Source organism: Brevibacterium pigmentatum, from assembly GCF_011617465.1.
Taxonomy (GTDB): Bacteria; Actinomycetota; Actinomycetes; order Actinomycetales; family Brevibacteriaceae; genus Brevibacterium; species Brevibacterium pigmentatum.
Genome location: NZ_CP050153.1, coordinates 1,527,081 through 1,545,820, shown reverse-complemented (window position 1 = coordinate 1,545,820; position 18,740 = coordinate 1,527,081). Strand labels below are relative to the sequence as shown.

The 18,740-nt window shown below is 63.3% G+C and carries 21 protein-coding genes; 4 read left to right on the top strand and 17 right to left on the bottom strand.

Annotated features, from left to right (window positions below; all coding sequences use genetic code 11):
• Positions 1-42 precede the first annotated feature (42 nt).
• The 7 genes from GUY30_RS06985 to GUY30_RS06955 form a co-directional block, all read right to left on the bottom strand.
• Complete coding sequence (locus tag GUY30_RS06985; protein ID WP_167195501.1) at positions 43-414, bottom strand: VOC family protein; 372 nt, start codon at positions 412-414, stop codon at positions 43-45.
• A gap of 107 nt (positions 415-521) precedes the next feature.
• Complete coding sequence (locus GUY30_RS06980) at positions 522-1,340, bottom strand: thioesterase family protein (RefSeq protein ID WP_167195498.1); 819 nt, start codon at positions 1,338-1,340, stop codon at positions 522-524.
• Positions 1,341-1,382: 42 nt separating this feature from the next.
• Positions 1,383-1,598, bottom strand: a complete 216-nt coding sequence (locus tag GUY30_RS06975) for a hypothetical protein (protein ID WP_167195496.1) — start codon at positions 1,596-1,598, stop codon at positions 1,383-1,385.
• A 113-nt stretch (positions 1,599-1,711) separates the two neighbouring features.
• Complete coding sequence (locus tag GUY30_RS06970) at positions 1,712-2,434, bottom strand: LPXTG cell wall anchor domain-containing protein (RefSeq protein WP_167195493.1); 723 nt, start codon at positions 2,432-2,434, stop codon at positions 1,712-1,714.
• The gene (locus tag GUY30_RS06965; protein WP_167195490.1) at positions 2,431-2,850 is read right to left on the bottom strand and encodes a hypothetical protein; all 420 of its coding nucleotides are present in this window, start codon (positions 2,848-2,850) and stop codon (positions 2,431-2,433) included. Before GUY30_RS06965 ends, GUY30_RS06970 begins: the two co-directional genes overlap by 4 nt.
• Before the next feature lie 145 nt (positions 2,851-2,995).
• Complete coding sequence (locus tag GUY30_RS06960; protein ID WP_167195487.1) at positions 2,996-3,976, bottom strand: chymotrypsin family serine protease; 981 nt, start codon at positions 3,974-3,976, stop codon at positions 2,996-2,998.
• A gap of 264 nt (positions 3,977-4,240) precedes the next feature.
• On the bottom strand, positions 4,241-6,199 hold the full coding sequence (locus tag GUY30_RS06955) for a S1 family peptidase (protein ID WP_167195455.1): 1,959 nt from the start codon (positions 6,197-6,199) through the stop codon (positions 4,241-4,243).
• A gap of 246 nt (positions 6,200-6,445) precedes the next feature.
• Here GUY30_RS06955 and GUY30_RS06950 point away from each other — a divergent pair, with 246 nt between their 5' ends.
• From GUY30_RS06950 to GUY30_RS06940, 3 genes are read left to right on the top strand one after another with little or no spacing between them, the layout of a single operon-like run.
• Positions 6,446-6,925: an META domain-containing protein gene (locus GUY30_RS06950; protein WP_167195453.1), complete on the top strand. Its 480-nt coding sequence runs from the start codon at positions 6,446-6,448 to the stop codon at positions 6,923-6,925.
• On the top strand, positions 6,922-7,242 hold the full coding sequence (locus GUY30_RS06945) for an META domain-containing protein (protein WP_167195450.1): 321 nt from the start codon (positions 6,922-6,924) through the stop codon (positions 7,240-7,242). Before GUY30_RS06950 ends, GUY30_RS06945 begins: the two co-directional genes overlap by 4 nt.
• Positions 7,243-8,253, top strand: a complete 1,011-nt coding sequence (locus tag GUY30_RS06940; protein WP_039210515.1) for a DUF808 domain-containing protein — start codon at positions 7,243-7,245, stop codon at positions 8,251-8,253.
• A 19-nt stretch (positions 8,254-8,272) separates the two neighbouring features.
• Here the strand turns inward: GUY30_RS06940 and GUY30_RS06935 are convergent, their stop codons facing one another.
• The 7 genes from GUY30_RS06935 to GUY30_RS06905 form a co-directional block, all read right to left on the bottom strand.
• Positions 8,273-9,100 carry an ABC transporter ATP-binding protein gene (locus tag GUY30_RS06935; RefSeq protein WP_167195447.1) on the bottom strand — a complete coding sequence of 276 codons (828 nt, stop codon included), beginning with the start codon at positions 9,098-9,100 and terminating at the stop codon, positions 8,273-8,275.
• The gene (locus GUY30_RS06930; RefSeq protein WP_167200770.1) at positions 9,097-10,110 is read right to left on the bottom strand and encodes a FecCD family ABC transporter permease; all 1,014 of its coding nucleotides are present in this window, start codon (positions 10,108-10,110) and stop codon (positions 9,097-9,099) included. The genes GUY30_RS06935 and GUY30_RS06930 overlap by 4 nt, the downstream gene beginning before the upstream one ends.
• 86 nt (positions 10,111-10,196) lie before the next feature.
• Positions 10,197-11,264 (bottom strand): iron chelate uptake ABC transporter family permease subunit, encoded by a 1,068-nt coding sequence (locus GUY30_RS06925; RefSeq protein ID WP_167195444.1) that lies wholly within the window; start codon positions 11,262-11,264, stop codon positions 10,197-10,199.
• A gap of 96 nt (positions 11,265-11,360) precedes the next feature.
• Positions 11,361-11,846, bottom strand: a complete 486-nt coding sequence (locus tag GUY30_RS06920) for a SufE family protein (RefSeq protein WP_167195441.1) — start codon at positions 11,844-11,846, stop codon at positions 11,361-11,363.
• Positions 11,846-12,754 carry a sulfurtransferase gene (locus GUY30_RS06915; RefSeq protein ID WP_167195438.1) on the bottom strand — a complete coding sequence of 303 codons (909 nt, stop codon included), beginning with the start codon at positions 12,752-12,754 and terminating at the stop codon, positions 11,846-11,848. Before GUY30_RS06915 ends, GUY30_RS06920 begins: the two co-directional genes overlap by 1 nt.
• A gap of 75 nt (positions 12,755-12,829) precedes the next feature.
• Positions 12,830-13,618 (bottom strand): alpha/beta fold hydrolase, encoded by a 789-nt coding sequence (locus tag GUY30_RS06910; RefSeq protein WP_167195435.1) that lies wholly within the window; start codon positions 13,616-13,618, stop codon positions 12,830-12,832.
• Positions 13,619-13,627: 9 nt separating this feature from the next.
• Positions 13,628-14,116, bottom strand: a complete 489-nt coding sequence (locus tag GUY30_RS06905; RefSeq protein ID WP_167195433.1) for an SRPBCC family protein — start codon at positions 14,114-14,116, stop codon at positions 13,628-13,630.
• A gap of 93 nt (positions 14,117-14,209) precedes the next feature.
• On the opposite strand from GUY30_RS06905, the gene GUY30_RS06900 reads away from it, so the two are divergent.
• Positions 14,210-14,668, top strand: coding sequence for an NUDIX hydrolase (locus GUY30_RS06900; RefSeq protein WP_167195431.1), 459 nt, complete (start codon positions 14,210-14,212; stop codon positions 14,666-14,668).
• A 49-nt stretch (positions 14,669-14,717) separates the two neighbouring features.
• On the opposite strand, the gene GUY30_RS06895 is transcribed toward GUY30_RS06900, so the two are convergent.
• The 3 genes from GUY30_RS06895 to GUY30_RS06885 form a co-directional block, all read right to left on the bottom strand.
• Entirely contained in the window at positions 14,718-15,674 is a 957-nt protein-coding gene (locus tag GUY30_RS06895; RefSeq protein ID WP_167195429.1) for an iron-siderophore ABC transporter substrate-binding protein, read from the bottom strand.
• Positions 15,675-15,774: 100 nt separating this feature from the next.
• Positions 15,775-17,253 carry an amino acid permease gene (locus tag GUY30_RS06890; RefSeq protein WP_407645304.1) on the bottom strand — a complete coding sequence of 493 codons (1,479 nt, stop codon included), beginning with the start codon at positions 17,251-17,253 and terminating at the stop codon, positions 15,775-15,777.
• A 106-nt stretch (positions 17,254-17,359) separates the two neighbouring features.
• Positions 17,360-18,685, bottom strand: a complete 1,326-nt coding sequence (locus GUY30_RS06885) for an FAD-dependent oxidoreductase (protein WP_167195427.1) — start codon at positions 18,683-18,685, stop codon at positions 17,360-17,362.
• Between the last annotated feature and the right edge of the window lie 55 nt (positions 18,686-18,740).

Sequence of the window (18,740 nt, the reverse complement as noted above, 5' to 3'; positions counted from 1 at the left end):
GATCATGCAGACGGCCTGATGTGCAAACCAGGCGTGTGAGGCTCAGTCTAGTTTTCGCCGGCCAATGTCGAAGAGGTTTCCTTCGGGATCTTTCAGGGTCGTCCACTCGATCCCGTATTCGTCAAAGGACGCGAGCTTGTGTGCGCCCAGGGAGACCGCACGGTCGACATCAGCCGGATACTGCGGATCGTCAAGGTCGATGTGCAGCGGATTCTTCCCCTCGGCACGTTCGTCGACCTTGAGGAAGAGCATTCCCGGGGTCGGCGACTCGCTGTTGTGGACTCCCCCGATACTGGCGACGAACTCATTGGCGCCAGGATCGATGTCGGCACCCAGGAGTTCCGCCCAGAAGATCGATTGCGCTTCCACATCGAGGCAGTCGAAGGTCATGCTCAAAGATGCCAGCGACGCCATGAGCGCGGTCCTTTCGCAGTCGGATAGATATTGCCCCGACTCTAGAACACGACACTGACATGACTCGCTGTGAGCGTCATCGTCGGTTACCTGCCGTCATCCTCGTTTCATCCGCGAGGTTGCCGGGCCAACTGACGCGACTGAGCGACGAGGCGACCGGCCGAGTCCCACAGCTCGCAGTCCTCTTCGAACATTCCGCCGGCGATGTTCCGAGTGGACAGTCGTGCGCTGATCCAGCCGGGGGCGGGCAGAGCCCGGACGTGCGCGGTCAGTTCCATCGTCGGCGCCCAGTTGAAGCGACCAAGGTCGAACATCACCGGCGGGAACGAGTCGAGGAACGTCAGCAGAGACAGAGGGTCCGGATCGGTCCCGTCGATGAACCGAATCCAGCCCTGCAACACCCCGCGACCGCTGGGTTTGCCGACCGCGAATCCTGCGGTGGCCGGATCGAGGCGCATATCGAACCGTTCGATGAGCGGCGCCGCCTTCTTGAAGTCCGCGCTGGCTTCGGCGACACTAATGCATTCTTCCGGTGGGGGCAGCTGAGGCGGCGTGGCTGTCGTACCGACATCACCAGGAAGCTCGCCGAGGTTGCCCATCGTGGCCATCGCCGAGATCGTCGGTGCCCCGTTCTGGGAGAGTTCGATGCCGTAGCTCGCCGTCGATCGACCTTCGCGCAGTGTGCGCGTAGTGATGTCGACCGGACCTTCTGTGCTCGGTCCGAGATAGAAGGTGGAGATGACGAGGGGGTCCGGAGTACTCGGATTGACGGTGCGAAGAGCCTGGCCCGCGACGCCGAGGAGATAGCCGCCGTTGACGGCTCCGGCGACTTTCCAGCCGGCGTCGAGTTCGGCGGTGAAGTTGTGGTCGCCTTGACGGGTGACTGCGGTAGCCCGGGAGAATTCACTGACGGTCGATTGACTCATGTCACATACACTACCAACACCTGATCGAACGTCCAGCCAGCGTCAGTGCTGTCCGGACTGCCGCTCGTTGCCATGGCGATAGTTTCCTGTCGCCCGGGCCAACAGCTGCTGATCGGCGTTGTCATCTCGCCCGAGTTTCGGGATGAGTGCGGCAGCCTTCTTTCCGCCAAGTTCCATGATGGTTCGGCCGCCTCGGCGGATGAGGAGGACCCCGGATTTGGTCACTTGGTATTCAAAGGGATCGTCTTCAAGGATCATGGCTGGACTCCTTCGTCGGGCGCGCCTACTTCCTAGGATACGAAAGTGCCCCCGGTCTTGAGACCAGGGGCACTTTCTCTCAGTCGGTCAACGAGTGACTGTCAGAGTGTGTTTCAGTTGTTCTTCTTGCGACGCATGGTCAGAACAACAGCGGCTCCACCGACGAGGAGCAGTCCGGCTCCGGCAGCCAGGCCGGTCAGCTCGGCACCGGTTCGAGGCAGATCAGATCCGCCGCCGTCACCGTTTCCATCATCGTTGCCGTTGTCGTCACCATCGTCGCCGCCGCCGTTGCCGTCTTCGTCAGCAACAACCTGGAAGGAGCCGGTAAGGGCTTCTTCCTCTTCGGTGTCGTTGGCGCCGGTGACCTCGACGTCGTACTTACCGAGGTAGGCCTCGGGGTTCGAGGCGCTGGTGCCGTAGATCGAGAATCCGACGACTCCGTCAGCGTTGGCGGTCTCTTCGAGGGTGATGCCCTCGACGTTTTCGGGACCGGCAACAACCTCGAGGGAGACCTTCTCGCCCTCGTCGAAGCCTTCAGCCGTGATCTGAACGCCCTTGTCTTCCTTCACGAAGTCCGAAGCAGCGATTTCCTTCGGCTCGACGGTCAGCTTGCGCTCGGCCTCTGCAGCCTGGACAGTCACCATGAAGTTGGCTGCTTCCGAGGTCTGTCCGTTAGCGGTAACCGTGGCGGAGTAGGCGTAGTCGCCAGCTTCGCCCGGAGCTTCGGCAGAGAAGTTACCGTCAGCATCGGTCTTCACGCTCGTGGCGCCCTCAGCCGGTGCAGCCTGAGCGGAACCTGCCTGGGCATCGCCAGCGGGCTTCCAGGTCAGCTTCACTTCAGCGTTCGGAGCAGCCTTGCCGGTGATCTTTCCACCTTCAACGACGGTCTGGTCTCCGACCTTCGGGGCTTCAGGCTTCTCATCACCGTCTGCGTCGGAATCGGCTTCGTCATCCTTGCCGTCTGCGGCAGACGAAGCGTCTGCGTCATCGCCATCGGCAGCGGTCGAAGCATCTGCATCCTTGCTGTCAGCGTCGTCAGATGCGTTTGCGTCGTCACCCTTAGCGTCGGCGTCAGCTTCCTTTGCTTCTGCGTCGGCGTTATCGGATGCGTTTGCGTCGTCACCCTCCGCACCCGCGGAAGCGTCCGCGTCCTCGCCGTTAGCAGCGGCCGAACCGTCCTTCTCAGCCCCGGCACCCTCAGCCGCCGAACCACCATCGGCCTCAGCACCGGCGTCGGCTTCAGCACCGGCATCTGCATCCTTGCCAGCGTCGTCGCCGCCGTCATCCGGCTTGGTCAGCTGGAAATCGATACCAGCCTGATCAAGCGAGTACTTGAGGTCGGAGACCCAGCTAACCGAGCCATTTCCGCCCGAGATGACGCCTACGGCCGTTTCACCCTAATAGACAGCTCCGCCCGAATCGCCGGGAGCTGAGAAGGCCCCCCCGTCAGGAATTACCTTCATGCCATGAACGAGATGACCACTGACGTTTGCGTAATCCAGCTCGCCCTCTGCAGGAGCAACGGTTCCTTGAGTAACCCCAGTGGTCCGCCCCGACTTGGTAACTGCTGCACCCCTGGTAGGGTTCCCGACTTTGTTGACAGGGACCGTCTTCAACGAGAGGTCTTCGGCTTCGATCGCTGAGCTATCCCAGGTAGTGACCTCAGATTTTGTGGTGAAACCACTCGCAACATTGATGCTAGCGATATCGATGGCCTCCGCTTCACTTCCAGCGGGAGGCGTATCGGCATCAGATACATAACCAAACTGGTGCTTACCCCAGCTGCCGGGCGCCCCAACACCAGCAAGCATGGACTGCTCTGCACCGGCCGCTTTGGCGCTAGAAGGCAATTCCATGTCCCAGAGAGGTGCAGTGCCCAAGCTGGTGCCGTCTTCTTCGAGTTCTTCTGCACAGTGGCCGGCGGTGATAACTACCTGATTGCCACTGCTATCCCAGCCAGCGAATCCGGTCGAACATGTTCCGCCCGAACCATCGGGTCCATGAGGAGCTTTGGTGATATAACCAGCACCGCCGACAAGGTCCTTCTTCCCTTGCGCCTCAAACGACGCATACTCCGGACCGATCTGCACCTCAACGTTGTCGTATTTCTTGGCCAGCTCTTCGACAGCGGCGGTCTTCTCGACAGCTCCAATATGGAGAGTGTTCGCCTTGAACCCGATCTGCCCAATTTCCTCAGGAAGCTTCCCGTCGTCACCAGCAAGATACGTGCCCCCGGCCTCTTGCATCTGCGCCTCGGTCTGGACTTTAAGCGTCTTCGGTGAATCGGCCGCTGCGGGCCCCGCGACGAACGCGCCGCCGAGGCCGAGTGCTGTCGCTGCTGCCAGCGCCAGCGAACTCTGCACGAGTTTCTTCTGCATAAGTTGTTGTCTCTCTGTTCTGAGGGATCAATGTCACAAGTTGATGACCTAAGTCACGATAAGGTTACGGGCCGCACTCAGGAACTACCAAAAAAGTACGTCCAAAACTGTGAACTTAATGACCGAAACTTCAGCAGATGTACAAACTGACTTGTCGGCATCTTCCGGGAGACCGCCGCCATGAATAGACGGTGCCCCCGGTCAGAAGACCGGGGGCACCGTCGGTGAGTTCAGCCGCCCGTCAGACGGTCAGCATCACTGCACTCAGTTGTTGTTCTTGCGACGCATCGTCAAAACGACCGCGGTTCCGCCCACGAGGAGCAGTCCGGCTCCGGCAGCGAGGCCGGTCAGCTCGGCACCGGTGCGAGGCAGGTCAGAACCGCCGTCACCGTTTCCGTCATCGTCGTTTCCGTCGCCGGCTCCGCCATCGGCATTGCCGTCGTCGTTGTTGCCGTCGTCATCTCCGCCGGATCCGCCACCGGATCCGTCTTCGTCAGCGACAACCTCGAAGGAACCGGTCAGTGCCGACTCATCCTCGGTGTCGTTGTCGCCGGTGACCTCGACGTCGTACTTACCGAGGTACGCCTCGGGGTTCTCGGCGCTGGTGCCGTAGATCGAGAATGCGGCAGCGCCGTTCTCGTTTGCGGTCTCGTCCAGCTTGATGCCTTCGACGCCTTCGGGACCGTTGGCAACCTCGAGGGTCACCTTCTCACCCTCGTCGAAGCCCTTGACCGTGATCGTCACGCCGTTGTCTTCCTTCACGAAGTCGGAAGCGGCGATCTGCTTGGGATCGATGCTGATCTCACGCTCGGCAGGAGCAGGGGTCTCGGACTCGTCCTTCTCAACGGTCACGTCGAATTCGGTCGTCTTGGATTCCTGTCCATCGACGATCGCCGTCGCGGTGACGTTGTAGTCGCCTTCGGCCTTGGGGCCTTCGACGGAGAAGTTTCCGTCCTTGTCAGCCGTGACGGTCTCAGAACCGTTCTCGGCCTGCGGCTTTGCCTGGGTGCCCTTTTCGCCTTCAGCGGCTTCCCACTTGACCTCGACCTCGGCACCGGCCTCAGCCTTGCCCTTGACCTTGCCCTCGGACTCAATCGTCTGGTCTTCGGCCTTCGGAGCGGCAGGAGCCTCCGGGGTCTCCTCGCCCGGCTTCTCAAGGTTGAAGTCCGTGCCGGACTCCTCGAGCGAGTGGTCCAGGTCGGCAACCCAGGTGAACGAGGTGTTCGCGTCGAGGTCGCCGCCGCCGGAGATGACACCCACAGCGGTGTTGCCCTGGTAGACGCCGCCGCCGGAGTCGCCCGGCTGCGAGAATGGCTTGTCGATCGGAGCGGTCACGCCGAATCCGTGGACCCAGCGTCCGCCGACGTTCTGGTAGTCGAAGTCGTATTCCGAGCGCGGCAGAACCTTGCCCTCGGTCTTACCGGTGGTGCGACCGGACTTGCTGATGGCACCGTCCTTATGCTCGCCGACCTCGGTGATCTCGGTGGTCGACTTGGACAGGTCGTCCGAATCGGCGGTCGACCAATCGGTGATGCCGTTCTTGACGTTGTACTTCGACTCGTCGACGTTGATCACTGCGAAGTCGATGTCGGACTCGCTGGGCTTGGGCCACTCGTTCTGGTCTGCGCCTTCGAGCAGGTCGCCGCCGAAGTTGGCGAAGCCCCACTTGCCGACGACGCCGTTGCCGGAGGCCTGGAAGCCTTCTCCGCCATTGGCCTGGGAGATCGAAGGCTTCTCGGTCTGGTCGACCGTGGTGTCGCCGTCGAACTCGTTGGTGTCTTCGTTGATGATCTTTGAGCAGTGTCCGGCGGTGAGGACGACGGGCTTGCCGTCACCGTCCCAGCCGGAGAATCCGGTCGAGCAGACTCCGCCACCCTCGCCGGCCTTGACGAGGTAGCCGGCACCGCCGACGAGGTCGTTCTTCGCGTAGGGCTTCAGTTCCTTGATGCCCTCGGTGACCTTGATGTTCTGGTACTTCTTTTCGAGCTTCTTGATCTCGTCGGTCTTCTTGGCAACACCGATGCTCAGCTCGCCGCCCTCGGTGCCGTAGGCGTTGACGCCTTCGACGCCGGACAGTGCCTTCTGAACGTGAGCTTCACTCTGAACGTTCAGCTTCTGCGGAGCCTTGTCAGCCATCGCCGGCGAGGCGACGAGTGCGCCGCTCAGGCCCAGCGCAGCTGCGGCGCTGATCGCCAGCGAACTCTGCACGAGTTTCTTCTGCATAAGGTCGTTTTCCTTGATCGTTGTCGATGCTTCGATTGCCCGACCCCTTCAACTCGACTCCCCGCATCTGAGCGGCTCGGGTCTCCGGTGTCAGATTTCCAACCGTGTGAAAGGTTACGGTTTGATCACGACGCATTGCAAAAACCATCAATGTTGCAGGTGAACACAACTTACAGAAGTCGGACTACGCAAGCTGTCCTGTCTTCTTCCAGGGGCCTCGAAACCGGTGCCGTTATGATCAGGGGCATGCCGAACCACACAACGCTTCGCACCCTTGCCGCCGCGAGACCTGCATCGAGGCTCGCGCTCGGACTTGCTGCCCTCGCTCTCACACTGCCGTTGGCGGCCTGTGACACCGGTGTCGATCCGCGCAATCCCAGTTCCCCCTCCCCCGCCGAATCCAGCGAAACTGCAGCCCCCAGCGACGAAGCGTCCAAGATGGACCCCACCGGAAAGTGGTCCTCACCGGAGAAGGGGGATCCGTTCCTCGAATTCGCTGACGACGGTTCCCTGGAAGGTTCTGACGGCTGCAATGCGATCGTCACCACGTGGAAGGTCAAAGGCGACGAGATCGCCATCGATTCCTTCATGTCGACTCAGAAGGCCTGCGCCGGTGTCGATACCTGGCTGAGCAAGGCCTCAACGGCCACCATCGAGGGCGATGTCATGAAGGTCAAGGACAGCAACGGAAAAGTCATCGGCGGACTGGAGAAGGACGACAAATGACACAGGAACTCATCGGCCGCTGGATTGCCCAGACGAACGAGCGGGCCTTCCTCGAATTCTCCGAGGACGGCTCACTGCGTGGCAGCGACGGCGCCAACAACCTTGTGACCTCATGGTCGGCTGAACCCGAGGGTTTGATGATCAAGTCCTCGATGATGACGCTCAAGGCCGCTCCCGGAATGATCACTTGGGTTCCCAAAGCCAGAAGGGTCGAACCCGATGGCGACCGCCTGCAGCTCTTCGATGCTGCGGACAACCACCTCGGTGATCTTCATCGTCAGCCCCCGGGCACCACTCACAAGCTGGGCGGTCGTTAGATGGCCGGGGGTCTGATCGCGCTCCTCGACGATGTGGCCGCGCTGGTCAAGCTTTCGGCTGCCAGCCTCGACGATGTCGCCGCGGGTGCGTCGCGAGCCAGTGCCAAAGCCGCGGGCGTCGTCATCGACGATGCGGCGGTGACGCCGAAATTCGTCGAAGGAGTGGACCCGAAGCGTGAGCTTCCGATCATCAAACGCATCGCGTTCGGATCGCTGTTCAACAAGCTCATCATCATCCTCCCGGTCATTCTGCTGCTCAGTCAGTTTCTTCCTTGGCTGCTGACTCCGCTGCTCATGGTCGGCGGCACCTACCTGTGCTTTGAGGGCGCCGAGAAGGTCTTCGAGAAGCTCGGGTGGATCGCCCACCATGAGAAGGAGACCCCGGCCGCCGAGCAGGCGACCGATGGTGCGGCAGCAGAGAAGAAAGTCGTGCGGTCGGCCATCACAACTGACTTCGTCCTCAGCTGCGAGATCATGGTCATCGCCCTCAACGAGGTGGCCGGTGAGTCCCTGACGAGCCGTGCCGTCATTCTCGCCGTCGTCGGCCTTGCGATCACCGTCGGTGTCTACGGTGTCGTCGCGCTCATCGTGAAGATGGATGACATCGGTCTGCATATGGCGAGGAAGGACTCCCCCGGACAGCAGAAGTTCGGACGATTCCTCGTCGAGGCCATGCCGAAGCTGCTCGCGCTCCTCTCCGTCGTCGGCACCTTCGCCATGCTGTGGGTCGGAGGCCATATCATCCTCGTCGGCACCGATGAACTCGGCTTCCACGCCCTCTACGGCTTCGTTCACCACCTCGAAGAGCCTGTCGCCGCAATCGCGGCCGTCGGCGGTTTCCTTGGGTGGCTGGTCAACACGTTCTTCTCCCTCATCCTCGGCGCGATCTGGGGAGGAATCGTCGTCGGCATCATCTTCGGCGTCAAAGCGCTCTTCAAACGCAAGAGCACTTCGGATGGGACGCACGCGCCCGCCGAGGCGGGGCCGCACTCAGATCAGTCCCGAACGTAGTCGTCCGGTCGACTCCGGCTCAGCGCTGAGCGAATGTCTTCTTCGGCGCTCCTGCCACGATCATCGGAGCGCCTGTCACCGGATCGTCGATGACCGTGCACTCGATGCCGAAGACCTCGTGGACGAGTTCCGAGGTGATGATCGTCTCCGGCGGTCCCTGAGCGACGATGGAACCGTCCTTCATCGCGATGATCTCATCGGCGTACCGGCAGGCTTGGTTGAGGTCGTGAAGCACGGCGACCAGCGTGTGCCCGTATTCGTGATTGAGCTGCGAGAACAGGTCGAGCAGCTCGATCTGGTAGGCGACGTCGAGGAAAGTCGTCGGTTCGTCGAGCAGCAGGAGCGATGTCTCCTGAGCGAGCACCATGGCCACCCAGACACGTTGGCGTTGGCCTCCGGAGAGCTCGTCGACGAGCCGTGAAGACAGCTCTTCGGTGTTCGTCGCCCGCAGCGCCGACAGCACGGCTGCTTCATCGGAGTCGGTCCACTGGCGCAAGAACGACTGGTGGGGATGCCGACCACGGGAGACGAGTTCGGCAACCGTGATCCCGTCCGGGGCGATGGACGACTGCGGGAGAAGACCCAGGCGTTGGGCGATCTTCTTCGTCTTCATCTTCTCTATGTTGTTCCCGTCGAGCAGCACTGTGCCCTTCGCCGGCGGCAGGAGCCGCGCGAGTGCTCGCAGCAGGGTCGACTTGCCGCAGGCATTGGGGCCGACGATGATCGAGAACTTTCCGTCAGGAATGCTCACATCGAGATCACTGACGATCTGACGCTGGTCATAGGCCAGATCGAGGTTCTCGGCGATCAGCGGTGACGATGCGCCCACAGTATTGGGAATGCTCATGATGCCTTCCGAGCTTCTTGGATGAGGAGCCAGATGAGATAGATGCCGCCGATGCTCACGGTGATCACGCCGACGGGCAGCTGGATGTCGCCGAACGCATGCTGGGCGATGAGGTCGGCGGCGACGAGGAGCAGCGCTCCGACTGCCGCAGAGGTCAACAGGCTGGTGCCCTGCGCCCGCGCGATTCGCCGTCCGATCTGCGGAGCCGCCAAGGCGACGAAGGCGATCGGGCCGGCAGCGGCAGTGACCACGGCGACGAGGGCGACGGCGATGACGATGAGCACGGCGCGGATGGGCTCATTACGCACACCCAGGGCCTTCGCCGTATCGTCGCCGAGTTCCAAGGTCCCGAGGTCCCGGGAGAAGAGTCCGCAGGCCAGTCCGAGAACGATCGTGGCCACAGCGGCCGGAGCGATCGTCGACCAGCCCATTCCGTTGAGGGTGCCGGCACCCCAGGTGGCGGCGGCCATCGCGAGCTCAAGATCGGCGCGCATGATCAGCCAGGTGTTGAAGGCATTGAGCATGGCCGTCAGAGCGATTCCGACGATGATGAGCCGGAACCCCTGCACTCCGCCTTTCCACGTGAGCAGGTAGACGACCAGTGCGGTGAGGAGTCCCCCGATGATCGCTCCTGCCGCGGTGGAGACGAAGCTCGTGCCGAAGACGATGATCGTGACGATGCCTCCGGTGTAGGCACCGGTGGAGAAGCCGATGATGTCCGGAGAACCCAGTGGGTTGCGCGTCAGTGATTGGAATACGGCTCCGGAGACTCCGAGCCCGGCTCCGAGGACGATGCTGGCGATGATGCGCGGTGCCCGCCATTCGCCCACGACTGTGTTGACGATGCGCTTCTCCGCGACCCCGAACAGGCCTTGGAAGACCTCGGTCGGAGTCAGCGAGAACTTGCCGAGCATGAGACCGGCGAAACCGCAGGCCAAGGCGAGGAGAGTGATGATTCCGGCAGTGATGACGACCCGCATATCGATGCGGAATCCGAAGACGCGCAGCATGGGCCGGCCGAAGTCGACCGTCTCCCCCGGCAAGGCGCGCGGGTGCGCGGTGAGGGTGCGGTCGGGAACCGCGACGTTGGTGGATTTCACAGACCGCTCGCCTTCTTCCGTCGGACAAGGGCGATGAGCACCGGAGCACCGACGAACGCGGTGACGACTCCGACCTGGAGTTCGCCGGGCTTCATCACGACTCTGCCGATGACGTCCGAGGCCAGGAGCAGAATAGGTGACAGGACGACCGAGTAGCCGAGGATCCAGCGCTGGTCGGGACCGACGATCCACCGTGCGATATGGGGAATCATCAGACCGATGAATCCGATCGGCCCGGCTGCGGCCGTGGCCGCTCCGGCGAGGAGGGTCACGGCGAGGATGGAGAGCACCCGCGTGCGATTGACCGAGGTGCCGAGGCTGGCGGCCAGGTCATCGCCGAGAGCCACGGCGTTGAGTGAGTGGGACAATGCCAGTGCGAGCACTGTGCCGATGACGATGAACGGCAGGATCGCGGTGATCGTATCGAAATCACGGCCGGCGATCGCGCCGACGTCCCAGGACCGGAATGCGTCGAAAGCGCGTTCGTTGGTCAGCAGGATCGCCTTGGTCAGTCCGGTGAGCACTGCGGCGACGGCGACTCCGGCCAGGGTCAGGCGAATCGGATCAACCGTGCGGCTGCGGCCTGCGGAACCGATGACATAGACCCCGACGGTGGCGACGAGGGCTCCGGCGAAGGCGAACCAGATGTATCCGGTGATCGAGGAGATCCCGAAGAACGCGACACCGATCGTGATCGCCAGGGACGCTCCGGCGTTGACGCCGAGGATGCCCGGATCAGCCAGGGGGTTGCGGGTCAGGGCTTGAATGAGCCCGCCGGCCAGGCCCAGTCCCATTCCGACGAGGATGCCGAGGACTGTCCGCGGCAGCCGCAGTTCGAGGACGACGAGCTGATCGTCGCTGCCGGTGGGGGCGAAGAAGGCTCCAAGGACTTCCGAGATCGGCATGTCCCGCGCCCCGATAGCCAGTGACGCCGCGATGGCGACGACGAGCGTGATGAGTGCCGCGACGAGTCCCAGCGCTCTTCTGATCCACAGGCTGCCACCGGTCGGATGACTGGTGTCGGTATGCGGTTTCGCCTCGGCAGAGGTGGCGGAACCGGTCATCGAGGTGGTCCTTCGAGTTATTAGGCGGTCAGGTGACTAAGGGCAGGCTAACCACACTGTAACTCACCGGACCACCTCAGCCAAGCGAGAGAGGTCTCACTCGGCCGTGATCTTGCCGATCCTCTCGGACACCTGTCGCTGAATCCGCGAGAGCATTCCGCTCATTCCGCGCAGCCTCAGCGGGCTGACGATCTCCGACATCGACAGCCGCAGGGGCAGGTCGGCGGGAACCGACAGGATCGCCTCGGCGCTGGCTCCGTCGAGCCCTTCGTGCAGGATCCCGGCGAAGCCGCGCGTGGTCGGCGCCTCCGGAGGTGCGGAGAAGTGCAGCCGCACTTCCGCCTGCTCCCCCGCCTCGGGGTCGGCCACCTCGGTGACGAGGAAGATCGGCGACTGGCATTCGGGCACGGGCTCGAGCAGCTCCGGATGGTCCGTGTACTTCTCCGGCAGGTCGGGAAGGTCCGTCGCGAATTCCAGAAGCACCTGGAGACGGTCATCGGCCGGGGTTTCGGCAAAATCCGTGACGATCTCTGCCAGAGCCTCCGGCAGGTCGTCGATCTTGGGCGTCGTCGTCTCAGTCATCAGCGTCCGCGAATCTCTCCGGGTTCTGCTCCGGTGACGATCGGCACGCCGACGACGTTGCCCCATTCGGTCCAGGAACCGTCGTAGTTGCGCACGTTGCTGTAACCGAGGAGGTGCTTGAGGACGAACCAGGTGTGGCTGGAGCGTTCGCCGATCCGGCAGTAGGCGATGACCTCATCGCTCTCGCCCAGTCCCGCCTGCTCGGTGTAGAGCTCCTTGAGTTCGGCTGCGGACTTGAAGGTGCCGTCTTCGTTGGCTGCCTTGCCCCACGGCATCGACTTCGCGCCAGGGATATGGCCGCCGCGCAGCGCTCCCTCCTCCGGGTAGGCGGGCATATGGGTGCGTTCGCCGGTGTATTCCTCCGGGCTGCGCACATCGATGAGCGGCAGTTCGCCGAGGCTGTCGCGGACCTCGGGCAGGAAGGCGCGGATGACCGAATCGTCGCGTTCGACGACAGGGTATTCGGTGGGTGAGGGCTTCGGCTTCTCGGTGGTCATCTCGCGGCCTTCGGCCTGCCATTTCGCGCGACCGCCGTCCATGAGGCGGACGTCTTCGTGACCGAAGAGGGTGAAGACCCACAGCGCGTAGGCGGCCCACCAGTTGGACTTGTCGCCGTAGACGACGATGGTGTCCTCACGCGAGATGCCCTTGGCCGACATGAGTGCGGCGAAGCCTTCGCCGTCGACGTAGTCGCGGGTCACGGGGTCATTGAGTTCAGTGTGCCAATCGACCTTGACCGCTCCGGGAATGTGCCCGGTTTCGTAGAGCAGCACGTCTTCGTCGCTTTCGACGATGACGAGTCCGGGATCGCCTGCATGCTCAGCCACCCAATCGGTGCTGACCAGTCGGGTTCCGTCCGCGTATTCGGCGAACTTCTCTGCGGGATCGGCCGGGATCGAAGTGCTCACGCATTCCTCCTGAGAGTTTGAGTCCAATTGTGCTCGTCGCTGTGGCAACGTCGAGCGCGTTCAGCATATTCCTTTTCAGGGGCGGCTGAGGAATGTCGTCAGTGCTGAGACGAACTCCCGCGGCTTCTCCGAATGCACCCAGTGTCCCGAGCCTTTGACGGTGAGCAGGGTGGTGCGTGGGAACAGACTGCGCATGTGCGGCAGGTCTTCACGGTCGACGTAGTCCGACTTCTCGCCGGCGACCCAGAGGACGCGGTGGTCGAATACGGCATCGCCCATGTCCGGGAAGCCCCCGATGATATCGAGGCTCGAATGCAGGAGGTCGAGGTTGGGCTGCCAGGAATATCCCGCCGAGGTGGGGCGCAGGTTCTGCAGCAGGAATCCCCTGATCGCAGCCTCCGGGATCGGGTCCCGAAGTGCCTCATCAGCCTCGGTGCGCGATTCGATCCGATCGAGATCGAGGGCGGCGAGGCTGGAGAGCAGATGGTCGAACACTCCGGTGGACCCGCCGGCGTTGGGGCCGATGTCGACGACGACGAGGCGGTCGATGAGTTCCGGGTGACGCAGGGCGAGCACCATGGCGACCTTTCCACCGAGGGAATGTCCGACCAGGTGCACGGGCTGGTCGTCGGGGCCGACCGCCTCGACGATATGGGCGGCCACGGCGTCGGCGAGCTCGACGTAGTCGAAGGTCTCGGTCCAGTCGGACTCGCCGTGGTTGGGCAGGTCGATCAGAAGGCTGGAGAACTCGGGTTCGATGTCCTTGGCGATGCGGGTGAAGTTCTTGCCTCGGCCGAACAGGCCGTGGAGGAAGACGACCAGGCGCCCGGATTCGCCCACGCGAGTGCTGTTGATGGTGGTCACGATCCCAGCCTAGCCCGTGACGGCACGTTCGAGGCTCTCCAGTGAGGCGTCGAGGAACTCGGCGGGGAACGGAGGGAATCCCCCGAACTCCTCCCGAGTCGCCTCCGTCGTGGCGGACCAGTCATAGGTCAGGGCCACCTCGGTGCCGGCATCGGTCTCGGTGAGGTCGTAGCGCCACCGCCACCCGCCCGGGACGATCCGTCCGGATTCGTCGGCCTGGCCGGGATCCCAGCCGATGGCGTACGGAGGCTCGAAGGTGGTGACGGTGTTGTCGATGCGGTACGCCCCGCCCACGACGTCGAGGTACATATCCATGGAGAACACCTGGCCGACCGCCGTGATGGGGGCGCCGTCGATGGCGCCGCGAACCCAGTCGCCGGGTTCGGTCTCATGGTGGCGTCGCGGGTCCGCCAGCAGTGCGAAGATCTTCTCGGCGGAGACGGGGATCGTGCGAGTGTGCACGAGCCGGTCGTTCGGGGCCTGCGGCTGTTCGCTCATGTCTTCACACTATGTATCCGCGCTCCGCCGAACAAGAGATCCGTGGGGACTTCATTCATCGGTGACCGGTGCAGACGCGGGTAGGGTGAGGTCATGCACTTCTCCGAATATGACACTCGCCTTGCCGGTTACGCGGTCATCGTCAATGACGACGACGAAATCCTCCTCAGCTGGTTCAACGGCGGGAAGGACCGCCTGCACGCGATCTGGACGCTGCCCGGCGGCGGAATCGAGTTCGACGAGAGCATCGAAGCGGGCACGATCCGGGAGATCAAGGAGGAGACCGGCTTCGACGCCGAACTGGTCCGCCCCCTGACCACACATTCATTCACGGAGTCACGTCGCAATCCGGCTTTCGGCGACTCGACGGCTCGCCCCTTCAAAGGAGCCCGCGTCGTCTATGAGGCTCGGATCATCGGGGGCACCCTGGGCACTCTCGAAGTCGATGGGACGACGGATCGGGCGGAATGGCTGCCGATCGATTCGCTGCAAAGTGTGCGGCACGCCCGCATCATCGACCTCGGCCTCGATGTGTGGCGTGCCGCCGTGTGAGTTCTGCTTAAGTTCTGCGCAGGGGCGCGCAGCAGCGCTCGTCAGTCGGTTACTTCACCTTGTCGGCGATGAGTCCCGGGAGCTGCTCCGCGGTGTACTCGGCCGAGAGGATCGAGTTGAGTGAGAACGCCTTGCGGATGTCGTCGTTGTCCTTGGTCAGAACGAAGTCGTGTCCGTCTTCGACGGCCGGGATGCGCTTGTAGGCAGCATCCTCGGTGACTTCCTTGTCCTCGATGTAGATCGGGAACGTCAGAAGCAGGTCTGCGTCGAGTTGATCGAGGTTCTCCTCGGAGATCGGAACGGAGAAGCCTTCGGCCTTCATTCCCGCAATCGTCTCGGACTGCTTGAAGCCGAGCTGCTCCATGACCTGCACACGACCTGACTCCTCGACATAGGCACCCCAGCCCTCGGAGGTCTTCGCTGCCACGGTCACGGACTTGTCCTTGAACTCCGGATGAGCTTCGCGCGCATCGGCGTAGGTCTTGTCGAGGTCGTCGAGCAGCTTCTTCCCGTCGTCGGCCTTGCCGAGTGCCTGGGAGACGAGCTCGACCTGCTGGTCCATCGTCGTCAGGTAGTTGTCGCCGCCTTCGGGAACTCCGACCGTCGGAGCGATCTCGGAGAGGCGGTCGTAGCGCTTCTTCTCTCCGGAGCTGTTCGTATCGAGGATGACGTCGGGCTCCAGGGCGGCGATGGCCTCGTAGTCGGGTTCCATCGTCTCGATGATCTCCGGAGCTTCGTCGTAGAGATCCTCGGCCCAGGGGCCGACGCCCGCGCCGCCGAACTCGACCCAGTCGGAGGCGCCGACGGGCTGGACGCCGAGCGCCAGCGCGGTCTCGGCATCACCCCACCCCAGAGCCACGACCCTCTGCGGATCGGCAGGCACATCGACGGCGCCGAATTTCGTTTCGACGGTGGGACCCGAGGCTTCCTCGGCTGTGCCCCCTCCTCCGCCGCAGCCGGCGAGGACGAGGACAGAGGCAATCACTGGGGCGAGAATACGGCGCATGGAATCCTTCTTGAGTAGTTAGGCGAGCCTAGCTTAACTCATTTTTCCGGTGGTGTGATTCCCACCGCGAGGCCGCCTCGGCGAGAAGCGACCCCCCGGGTCAGGACGCCTTGATCTCAAGTCCCTCGACGTCCATGTCATCGAGGGCGGCCATTCGTGAGCGCCGGCCGGTGACGATGCGGTGGATGACCCACAGGAGCAGGAACGCGGGAAGCCCGGCATAGGCGCTGGCCACCTGGAGCAGCTGGCCGTTGACGATGGCCTGCACGTTCTGGCCGATGATGACGACGATGAGCATGATGAGCGCGATGACCGGCCCGATCGGGAACAGCGGCGCCTGGTAGGGCAGGTCCGCAACATTGTGCCCCTGCCGCACATAGGCGCGGCGGAACCGGAAGTGACACCATGCGATGCCGACCCAGACGATGAAGCCGGAGAGTCCGGAGACGTTCATCAGCCAGGTATAGGCCCCACCGTCGCCCATGATCTCGGTGAGGAATCCGAACAGGCCGATCATGGCGGTGGCCAGCAGCGCCATGACGGGGACTCCGCGTTCGTTGAGACGGGCGAACAGCCTCGGCGCGGTTCCCTCTTTGGCCATGGCGTAGAGCATGCGGGTGGAGGCGTAGAGGCCGGAGTTGCCGGCCGAGAGGATCGCGGTGAGGATGACGGCGTTCATCATCCCGGCGGCCACGGCGATGCCGGCGCGCTCGAAGACGAGCGTGAACGGCGAGGCGGTGATGTCCTCGTTGTTCGCCGAGGCCAGCAGAGAGGGGTCCGTGTAGGGCAGGAGGAACCCGATGACGGCGATGGCGCCGATGTAGAAGAGCATGATGCGCCAGAACACGGTGCGGATGGCTCGCGGCATGTCCTTGCGAGGGTTCTCCGACTCCCCTGCGGTGACGCCGACGAGTTCGGTGCCCTGGAACGAGAACCCGGCGATCATGAACACGCTGATGACAGACATCCATCCGCCGACGAACGGAGCCTCGCCCGTCGTCCAGTTGCTCATTCCGGGTGAGGTTCCGCCGAGGATGCCGAAGATCATGAGAACGCCGAGGACGAGGAACGACAGGACGGCTGTGACCTTGATGGCGGCGAACCAGAATTCGCCTTCGCCGAAGGCCTTCGCGGACAGGAAGTTCAGCCCGGCGAGGAGGATGAGGAAGACCGCCGCCCAGATCCATGACGGCACATCGGGGAGCCAGAAGGACATGATGACACCGGCTGCGACGAGTTCGGCGGCCAAGGTGATCGCCCAGTTGAACCAGTAGTTCCAGCCCATGGCGAAGCCGAATGAGGGGCTGACGTATTTGGTGCCGTAGGTGTGGAACGATCCGGCCACCGGCAGGTGGGTCGACATCTCACCGAGGGACTGCATGACGAAGAGGACCATGATGCCGATCGCGGCGTAGGCCAGGAGGGCACCGCCGGGTCCGGCCTGTGAGATCGTGCCGCCTGAGCCGAGGAAGAGTCCGGTGCCGATGGCACCGCCGATGGCGATCATCTGCAGGTGGCGAGACTTCAGTCCCCGTCGGAGTCGGCGTTCTTCGCTCGCCGAGGCGGCTGTCATTCCCATGGTCATCCTCGTTCGTGGTTCGGCAGGTCCGCGCACGAGGACCCTGGCCATTCCTACCACACACGGGCCCGTTCGAGGCCGATGGGGACGCAGTCTGGGAGGAGGGTCACATCCGCTCGGGTGGGGATTCGAGCAGCTGCAGTATCGGCTTGAGCGCGGAGCGGATGCTGATGACGCGGAACGCCTGGTCGCGGGCGAACGCGAAGAGGCGGGACCGGCCGAACATCAGTCGGGCCAGAGACCGCGAATTGTCGTGAGCGGCCTCGACTCGCGGCCTTTGGCGGACTTCGAAACGCTCGAGTGCGGCCACCGATTCGGAGGCAGCAGGTGAACGATCTGCGCTTAAGGCTGTCCTGGGCCGAGTGGCCAGGGCGGAGAGTTCGCCGGCGAGCACTCCGGCCGATTCCATCGCCATGCCGGCACCGATTCCGGCCGTGGGGAGGAACCCAGCCGCCGCATCACCGAGCAGAACGGTCCGCCCGTGGCACCACCGGTGTGCCCGTGAATCCCGCAGCGGCCAGAAGAAGGGTGATTCCGCCTCCTCGACCGCGGTGAGACAGGCGTCGATCCGCGGCGTCAGCACCGTGAGACGGTTGCGGACCTCGGCGGCGAATCGTCGTGGGCCGAGCGGCTGCCGGGAGCCGGGACAGCCGAGGAAGACGCCGATTCCGTCCTTGACCGGATACATTCCGAGGAAGAATCCGTCGCCCCAGATCTCATCGACGGCACTCTGATCATCATCGGCTTCGGCCCAGCAGACCCATCCGCCCCAGGTCGTGTCCACTGCCGACACGGGCGACGGCCCGTCGGCGCCTGTCGCGGCGGGCTTGGCGTTCTTTCCGGGGTCGGTCAACGCAGTCTTGCCGTTTACGAGTCCGCGGGTGCGGGAGTTCATTCCGTCAGCGATGATGACGACATCGAAATCGTGCTCTACATATTGGCCCCCATGGCCTCCTTGGGCCAGAGTCACAGTGGCTCCGGCTTCGGACAGTTCTGTCACTGTGGTGTCGAAGGCGATCGGGCAGTCGGCTGCGGTGAGCACGTCGAGAAGCGCTGCGCGGGAGATTCCGCGGTAGTCGCCGTAGTCGGCCAGCAGGTCACCGAGGTGGTCCCGCCTGAGGACTCTGCCGGTATGCGCATGGGCGATATAGCGGTCGATGCCGACGCTGGATTCGAGGTAAGCCTCCCGGCAGTCGAGTTCATCGATGATGGGATCGACCATCGGCATGAGGGCGAGCATGTATCCGGCGCGGTTGTCGCCGATCATGCGGCCGGAATCGGCCGAGCGGTCAATGAGGACCGGGTGCATTCCGCGGCTCCTGAGCAGCTGCGCCAGGGTGATTCCGGCGATTCCGGCTCCGACGATGAGGATGCGCGGCTCTTCTGGACTCACGTCTTTCAGCTGGTCGTCGACCGTTGCCGCGGTAATCATGCGTGGGCTCCTTCGTCGGACCAGTTCAATGCGCCGCCCTCCATGTGGACCATCT